Genomic DNA, 7,371 nt, shown 5'->3' on the forward strand with positions numbered 1-7,371 from the left:
GTTTGCTTCGCAAACAAGATTTGGTACTCTCTAACAGCATACAATGCTGTTAGACCCAATCAACTACTGCGTCAAAGATATTTTGCTAATCATAAAGAGAGAGGCTAGACTTTTGTCCCAGCCTCAGCTTAGTTTGAATGTTGTAAAACAGCTACAAAAAGAGTCGACCGCTTGCCCATAAAGAGGCCATCTGCAGTATAAAATGGCTTAAATTCCACCAGCTTAAGACCAGCCTGCTGGCAGAGGGAGACTAGTTCCTCCTGGCTAAAACCTGGATGAACCAGAGGGTGGTCAATTTCCGCATGTGCAAGAAAATCAATCAGAAAAATTTGGCCATCTGGAAGTAAATGAGCAGCTAACTGCTCCAGCAATTCTTCTACCTGGGCCACATGCAACAGGGTCTGGACCACCAAAATCGCATTGGCTTGTCCCTGTAGCTCTTGAAATTCAGGCACCGTTTTTAAAGCCACATTTGACAGCTCCAGAGCCTGGCACTTGCCCCTTACTTGCTCCAACATCTCCTCTGCGATGTCGACCAAAAGGAGCTTGGAAAAATGCTCTGCAAAGGGCAAACTCATTAAGCCCGTTCCACAGCCATAATCCAGCAACAAATCCCTATCTGGCAACTGCTTCAAGCGCTGCTCCAATTCCTCGTGAATCACAGCCGCCACTTGTTTGCGTTCCGGCGAGTCATAGTGCGCCGCCATTTGCTTGAAAATAGCCTTAGTTCGATTTTGATCCATACTTACTCCTACAAAATATACAGCTCACGGTCTTTTAGGACCACTTCTCGGACAGAGGCATATTTTTTCAGTTGTTTCAATTCCTGGGGATGGCTGACAAAGGTAATGACAACTCCCTCACGGCCCATCCGCCCAGTCCGACCTGCCCTGTGCGTATAGCTATCCTTATCACGCGCCAAATCCACCTGAATCACACAATCCAAACCCTGGATATCAATTCCTCTAGCTACCAAATCGGTTGCCAACAAGAGGGAAATCGCACCATCTCGAAAACGATCCAAAATGTGTTTGCGCATCTGCAAATTGATATCGCTGGCCAAGGAATAGGCTGATAAGTTGTGGTATTGAAGTTTTTCCTCTGCATTCCCCAAATCAGACAGAGCGTTAAAGAAAGCTAGTCCCCTAAAATCTTCTAGGGCCAAGAGCTTTCTGAGAGTAGCTACCTTATCCCGCTGGGCCACCTGCATGTAAAAGTGCTGCAAATGACTGGCTTCCTCATCTTGCGCCACAGCAATCAGCTGAGTTCCGGCCTGCAGCTGATCCATGGAAATGCCCTGGGTCGCACTCATGTAGACATGTTGGTGCTTTTTGGGGACATAATTCAAGAGCCGCTCCACAAAGGGTAACTGAGAACTACTGAGCAACTGGTCAAATTCATCCAAAACAATGGTCTCGATAGACAAGAGCTTGATCTTTTTCAACTTGACCAATTCCAGGATCCGACCTGGGGTCCCGATTAAGACTTCAGGCCCCTTCTTAAGGCGTTCAATTTGCCGTTTCTGGCTTGAACCAGCTAAAAACAGTTGAGTCTTGAGTCCCAAATCAGCAGCCCAGTCCTGACTTACCTGGTAGAGCTGGCCGGCCAATTCACTATTGGGAGCCAGAATCAAGAGCTGCTGCCCCTGTCCCTTGCGTAACTTCAATAATAAGGGTAACAGATAAGCCAGGGTCTTACCAGTCCCCGTTGGACTAATCCCAAGAATTGACTCTCCAGCTTGCAGTGGTTGCCAGAGGGCCTCTTGAATCGGCGTCGCTTGGTCAAAATCTTGTTCCTGCCAACGGTCCTGCCAGGCTTTAGGAAAGTTCCTTAACATCTTCATCTCCTTCAAATACAAGTGCGGCATCCTGGCGCAAGTTCCAGATGGTCTCATGAACCTCCTGGGCTAGCTGGGCCCAGTTCTCCCAGGCAGACCAATCCTCTACCTCAATCATTCGCGCAAAGGCAGCTGCTTCTTCCTCCATCTGGTGACTGGCAACAGTCACTGGTAGTACCTGCTCCTGGCCAGACAGATCCCGAAAACGAACCGAGCCGATAGCTTCAATCGAATCCAAGATCACAGTTCCCTGACGGGTATAAATTTCACTTGGAAGATAGGTTGTGTAGTTCTTAGCCGTTTGGAGGGTCACCAGACTATCGCCATAGAACAGCTGGGCCTGACCTGCCAAATCGACATCCCAAGCCCATTTTTGAGCCTGATAGGCGACCCGGTCTGGTTTCCCAAACCAGTAATGGGCAAGATAAAGCGGGTAAATCCCCAAATCCATCAAAGCCCCACCGCCAAATTTAGCAGAAAAGACATTAGGAAGCTCCCCAGCCAATAGAGCCGGCATTTTTGAAGAATATTTCCCGTAACGCAGATTGGCCCCCAAGATTTCTTGATCTTTCAAAAAATCGGCAATAAGGGTCACAGCCTTTTCATGCACATTCCGTGCGGCTTCAAAGAGCATGACCTTTTTTTCTTTGGCCAAGGACAACAACTCCGCCCACTCAGCTGGCCGCAAAACTGCAGGCTTCTCCACCACAACATGCTTCCCAGCTTCTAAGGCCAAACGGCTATGCGCAACATGCAGGCCATTGGGAGAAGCAATGTAGACTAAATCAAGTGCTGGATCCGCCAAAAAGGCCTCCAAGGAATCATAGGCCAGGACGTCAGAGCCGTAGGCTTCCCCGAAAGCTTGGGCCTTGGCAAGGGTCCGGGAATAAACCGCCCCCAAGCGATAGGCTCCAGTTGCATTCACAGCCGTCATCCACTCATGGGCAATCGGGCTGGTGGCTAAAATGCCAAAAGTAATCATATTTTTCACCTCGCCTCATTATAACACAGAAGGAGCTACTGACACAGCGTAGAAAATAGTGTACAATAAGTAGGAAACTAGAAAGGACTTACTCATGCATAAAAAACCAATCATTATCGGTGTAACAGGTGGATCTGGTGGAGGTAAAACCAGTGTATCCCGAGCAATCCTCGCTAACTTTCCCAACGAGAAGATTGCGATGATTGAGCACGATTCCTATTACAAGGATCAATCCCATCTAACCCCAGAGGAGCGCGTCAAAACCAACTATGACCACCCCTTTGCCTTTGACACAGACTTGATGATTGAACAACTCAGTGAGCTCCGGGCTGGCCGACCAGTAGATATTCCGACTTATGACTACACCGCCCATACCCGCAGCAACAAGACCCTACGCCAAGAACCCCAAGATGTCTTTATTGTCGAAGGGATTTTAGTTCTCGAAGACAAACGTCTCCGCGACCTGATGGATATTAAAATTTTCGTGGATACAGATGACGATGTCCGGATCATCCGCCGGATCAAACGGGATATTGAAGAACGCGGCCGGAGCCTCGATTCTGTCATTACCCAGTACCTAGACGTGGTCAAACCCATGTACCACCAGTTTATCGAACCAACCAAACGCTATGCGGATATCATTATCCCAGAAGGGGTCACCAACAAGGTTGCTATTGACTTAATCAACACCAAAATCGCTGCTATCCTCAGCGAAACTGAAGCATCTGAGACCAAAGACTAGGCTACCAGCCTGGTCTTTTTCTTCATCTTGACAAAGACAACAAATCTGCCATACTAATCCTCGTTACTGATTATTGGAGGATTGTATGAATCACACAGAATTAAAAAATCAAGCAAAGAACAGACTTGCAAATAACTGGACTTGGGCAATCATTTTAACCTTACTTACCTTTACGTTGCCAAGTATGTTAGCCTTTCTGACTTCTGGCTTCGGTGGAATCCTTGCCATCTTTTTTACAGCTAGTCGACAAATGACCTTCTTAAACCTTTTGGATCAAGAAAAAGAAGAAGACATCCTCACAGCTGTCTTCACCAGCTTCCGCCAAGGACGTTTTGTGCCAGTCCTTATCACTGGCTTACTTCAGTACCTCTTTCTGATTCTCTGGAGCCTTCTCTTCGTCATCCCAGGCTTCATCAAAATTTACTCCTACTCCATGACCAACTACATCATTGAAGACTTGGTCGCTCAAGGGAGAGAGATTGAACCAACCGAAGCCATCACCAAATCTCGCATGCTGATGGATGGCCATAAATTAGAGCTCTTTCTCTTGGACCTCAGTTTCCTCGGCTGGGCTCTCCTAGTTCCTCTCACATTCGGTATCGGAAGCCTATGGCTGACTCCCTATCAACTCACAACACGAGCTGCCTTTTACCGCCAATTAGTCACAGCTAACCCTGAAATTTTAGATCTTTAAAAAAGTAAGTATGGTTTTCCTTGATTTTTTGCTTCTATTTAGCATTTTTTCAACACTTATTTACCGATGATAAAAAAGAACCTAATCTGTAGGCTACAGAATCAGGTTCTTTTTCTAAATCATCTAATGGCCTAGTCAATCAAACCGTCACGGTCATAATAGATACCTTGGGGATCGATTCCCTTGGTTTTAAGCAGGTCGCTGACGGTGACAAATTCATAGCCTTCCTCTTTGAGGTAGTCGATAACAGCTGGAACGGCGTCTATGGTTTCCTTATGGATGTCATGCATGAGCACAATACCGCCAGGTCGGGCATAGGTCTTGACCTGTTCCAAAATCATGGCTGGGTTATGGCTTTGCCAGTCCAGGGTATCTACTGACCAGAGAATGGTTGGAAGGCCACCGTAAAGTCGGGTTTGGCTGGTGTAATTGCCAAATGGTGGCCGGAACAGCTTGGAATCGATACCTGTAGCACGTTTGATTTCACTTTGGGTATCGCGAATCTCCGCCAGAGCTCCATCCGTCGGAAGCAACTGAAGGTTGGGGTGGTTGAAGGTATGATTGGCGATCTCCGATCCACGCTTACTCATCCGTTTCAGAATCTGCTCGTTTCCTGCCACATTCCGTCCTAAGACAAAGAAGGTTGCGGGAACTTTTTCCTGTTCCAAAATGTCCAGCAACTTAGGTGTTAACTGGCTATCTGGTCCATCATCAAAGGTTAAAGCGATGACCTTCTTGGTTGAGGGAGCAATGTAAGCCTGGTAGGATTCCGCATCCGCACCCTTGAGTATCTCTGGATTAATCACATCAAACAAGATGGTTAGGGGAACCGCCACTTGCTTTACCTCCCCAATGGTTTGCGGGAGATGGATCCAGAAGCTTTTCTTGTCATAATAGAAGTCCCAATCTGCTAGATCTGTGTATTGCAAGGTCTCTACAACTTCTGCCACACGATCCGTATTGAGATTCTGGGCTAAGAGATTAGCCTTAATCATATCCAACATCTTAGACTGAGCTGCTTCTGGATCTTGGAAGAGTTCATCCAGCTGTAGCTGTTTCCCCTCGTCAGTATAGTAATAAGAGGCTAAAGTAGTCTCTTTTTCTGTTCCTACATAGGTCGAGGAAATCGGGTACTCCCTTTTCAAAAGCTTCACTTGCTGAGTATTGGCAAAAGCCCCTTCTTCTTTATCCACCAGATAAAAAATCAAGGCATTCAAATCCTTATCTTGACCTTCCGGATTCAATTTCTGGGTATCGGCTAAAATGAGTTCCTGAATCTGCTGGTTGGTGCTGCTTTCCAAATTGCTGGGATAATAAGCGACCACCTCAGCCTGCCCAATCCGACCATACTGCTTGCTACTCTTGGACTCCTTGGCCAAGGCCTTATGATCCTGCTTGAGCTGCTCAATCTTGGATGTGGCCTGCCAACGGTCAAATTGCTCCGGCAACATGGGCAGCAATAAAAGAGCAGCCGCTAACATACCTAAAAAGACCCCCAACAATAACCAATTCTTCGGACTAATCTTCTTCACAAACCTAACTCTCTTTCCTATCTTCATAAAAACTATTGTACGATAGATAGCAGGAATATTCAAATGATTTTGCTGGTATCGGGAGAGGAATTTGGAGAAGGGATTCCTAAGTCCAAAAATACACAAAGTCCCCCCTGGAAAACCCAAGGAGGACAAACCGATTATTTAGCTAGTTTTGCTTTTGCAGCGTCTGCCAAAGCTGTGAAAGCTGCCGCATCGTTTACTGCAAGGTCTGCAAGCATTTTGCGGTTCACTTCGATTTCAGCCAATTTCAATCCATGCATCATTTGTGAGTATGAAAGTCCGTTCATACGAGCTGCCGCATTGATACGTGTGATCCATAGTTTACGGAAGTCACGTTTCTTTTGACGACGGTCACGGTATGCATAGTAGTAAGAGTTCATGACTTGTTCTTTCGCTGTGCGGAACAAGATATGTTTAGCTCCATAGTAACCTTTAGCGAGCTTTAGAATACGTTTACGACGTTTGCGTGATACAACGCCACCTTTAACACGTGCCATTTAGTTTTCCTCCAGATTCTAGTTATACGAGTGTGTCTTATTTAAGACCTGTAAGCATTGATTTGATACGTTTGAAGTCTCCTGCAGAAACCATAGAAGCTTTGCGAAGGTGACGACGTTGTTTTTTAGTTTTTCCGTGGAAACGGTGTGAAGTGTAAGCACGGAAGCGTTTTAGTCCACCTGAACCAGTACGTTTGAAACGTTTAGCAGATGCGCGGTGAGTTTTTTGTTTTGGCATGATTTCTCCTCTTTTCTAGTGATCAGACTTTATTTTTTGTCTGGAATTGGAGCCAATTGCATGAACATTTGACGTCCATCCATTTTCGCTCTTTGCTCAATGATAGAAACATCTTGTGTTGCCTGAGCAAAATCAGCGAGAACCTTAGCTCCAATTTCTTTGTGGGTGATCATCCGACCTTTGAATCGAATGGACACTTTGACTTTATTTCCTTTTTCAAGGAATTTGCGTGCATTCCGAAGTTTTGTCTCGAAGTCACCCTTGTCGATTGTTGGACTTAGACGAACTTCTTTGACGGTCACAACGCTTTGTTTTTTACGCTGTTCCTTTTGCTTTTTCTGGTACTCAAATTTGAACTTACCATAGTCCATAATTTTGGCAACCGGTGGTTTTGCTTGGGGCTGAATTAGAACCAAATCAACATTGGCATCATCAGCGATGGCTTGGGCTTCGCTCAATGGCTTAATACCAAGCTGCTCCCCTTCAAGACCAATCAAGCGAACTTCACGCACACGAATTTCATCATTGATGAATAAGTCTTGTTTTGCTATGGTGTTCACCTCTTTTTTTTATTTCGAGAAAAACAAGAGTGGGTCTGCTAACGCACACCCACTCACACGAATAGAATCCCTTTCAGGACTTGAATCGTAGAGCCAGACAACGTTAGTCGCAAGGCGAGAAGCTCTCACTTCTGCTTTTCTCATGTAATCCATTGTACCATATAGAAATTATCTGTCAACTACTTTTTTTGAATCATTCCCGTTGCTTATTCTTTTTGAAAATAATGTCAGGATTCTGACTCCTCATCATCAATTTCATAAAAAT

9 protein-coding genes and 1 other annotated feature are annotated in these 7,371 nt (G+C 45.7%); of the genes, 2 read left to right on the top strand and 7 right to left on the bottom strand.

The window, feature by feature from the left end; all coding sequences use genetic code 11:
• Nucleotides 1–128: 128 nt before the first annotated feature.
• From N4310_RS06640 to N4310_RS06650, 3 genes are read right to left on the bottom strand one after another with little or no spacing between them, the layout of a single operon-like run.
• On the bottom strand, nucleotides 129–743 hold the full coding sequence (locus tag N4310_RS06640) for a class I SAM-dependent DNA methyltransferase (RefSeq protein ID WP_262092562.1): 615 nt from the start codon (nucleotides 741–743) through the stop codon (nucleotides 129–131).
• Between the two features lie 8 nt (nucleotides 744–751).
• Entirely contained in the window at nucleotides 752–1,843 is a 1,092-nt protein-coding gene (locus N4310_RS06645) for a DEAD/DEAH box helicase (RefSeq protein ID WP_420832905.1), read from the bottom strand.
• Entirely contained in the window at nucleotides 1,818–2,819 is a 1,002-nt protein-coding gene (locus tag N4310_RS06650) for a Gfo/Idh/MocA family protein (RefSeq protein ID WP_262092565.1), read from the bottom strand. The genes N4310_RS06645 and N4310_RS06650 overlap by 26 nt, the downstream gene beginning before the upstream one ends.
• Nucleotides 2,820–2,913: 94 nt before the next feature.
• Here N4310_RS06650 and udk point away from each other — a divergent pair, with 94 nt between their 5' ends.
• Nucleotides 2,914–3,561 (top strand): uridine kinase, encoded by a 648-nt coding sequence (gene udk / locus N4310_RS06655; protein ID WP_160332534.1) that lies wholly within the window; start codon nucleotides 2,914–2,916, stop codon nucleotides 3,559–3,561.
• 85 nt (nucleotides 3,562–3,646) lie between these two features.
• Entirely contained in the window at nucleotides 3,647–4,255 is a 609-nt protein-coding gene (locus N4310_RS06660) for a DUF975 family protein (protein ID WP_262092566.1), read from the top strand.
• A gap of 131 nt (nucleotides 4,256–4,386) precedes the next feature.
• On the opposite strand, the gene N4310_RS06665 is transcribed toward N4310_RS06660, so the two are convergent.
• The 4 genes from N4310_RS06665 to infC all read right to left on the bottom strand — a co-directional run bounded on the left by N4310_RS06665 (nucleotide 4,387) and on the right by infC (nucleotide 7,106).
• Nucleotides 4,387–5,787 carry a polysaccharide deacetylase family protein gene (locus N4310_RS06665; RefSeq protein WP_262092567.1) on the bottom strand — a complete coding sequence of 467 codons (1,401 nt, stop codon included), beginning with the start codon at nucleotides 5,785–5,787 and terminating at the stop codon, nucleotides 4,387–4,389.
• A 161-nt stretch (nucleotides 5,788–5,948) separates the two neighbouring features.
• Nucleotides 5,949–6,308 (bottom strand): 50S ribosomal protein L20, encoded by a 360-nt coding sequence (gene rplT / locus N4310_RS06670; RefSeq protein ID WP_160332753.1) that lies wholly within the window; start codon nucleotides 6,306–6,308, stop codon nucleotides 5,949–5,951.
• 37 nt (nucleotides 6,309–6,345) lie between these two features.
• Nucleotides 6,346–6,546 carry a 50S ribosomal protein L35 gene (gene rpmI / locus N4310_RS06675; RefSeq protein ID WP_135037788.1) on the bottom strand — a complete coding sequence of 67 codons (201 nt, stop codon included), beginning with the start codon at nucleotides 6,544–6,546 and terminating at the stop codon, nucleotides 6,346–6,348.
• Nucleotides 6,547–6,575: 29 nt separating this feature from the next.
• On the bottom strand, nucleotides 6,576–7,106 hold the full coding sequence (infC, locus tag N4310_RS06680; protein WP_135037791.1) for a translation initiation factor IF-3: 531 nt from the start codon (nucleotides 7,104–7,106) through the stop codon (nucleotides 6,576–6,578).
• Between the two features lie 15 nt (nucleotides 7,107–7,121).
• Nucleotides 7,122–7,249, bottom strand: a sequence feature (ribosomal protein L20 leader region).
• Nucleotides 7,250–7,371: the final 122 nt, after the last annotated feature.

It is taken from the genome of Streptococcus danieliae, from assembly GCF_025447695.1.
In the GTDB taxonomy this organism is placed as follows: Bacteria; Bacillota; Bacilli; order Lactobacillales; family Streptococcaceae; genus Streptococcus; species Streptococcus danieliae.

Bases quoted from the DNA above. Each gene is read 5' to 3' on its own strand.
- N4310_RS06640 (WP_262092562.1), bottom strand. From the start codon at position 743: ATGGATCAAAATCGAACTAAGGCTATTTTCAAGCAAATGGCGGCGCAC.
- N4310_RS06645 (WP_420832905.1), bottom strand. From the start codon at position 1,843: ATGAAGATGTTAAGGAACTTTCCTAAAGCCTGGCAGGACCGTTGGCAG.
- N4310_RS06650 (WP_262092565.1), bottom strand. From the start codon at position 2,819: ATGATTACTTTTGGCATTTTAGCCACCAGCCCGATTGCCCATGAGTGG.
- udk (WP_160332534.1), top strand. From the start codon at position 2,914: ATGCATAAAAAACCAATCATTATCGGTGTAACAGGTGGATCTGGTGGA.
- N4310_RS06660 (WP_262092566.1), top strand. From the start codon at position 3,647: ATGAATCACACAGAATTAAAAAATCAAGCAAAGAACAGACTTGCAAAT.
- rplT (WP_160332753.1), bottom strand. From the start codon at position 6,308: ATGGCACGTGTTAAAGGTGGCGTTGTATCACGCAAACGTCGTAAACGT.
- rpmI (WP_135037788.1), bottom strand. From the start codon at position 6,546: ATGCCAAAACAAAAAACTCACCGCGCATCTGCTAAACGTTTCAAACGT.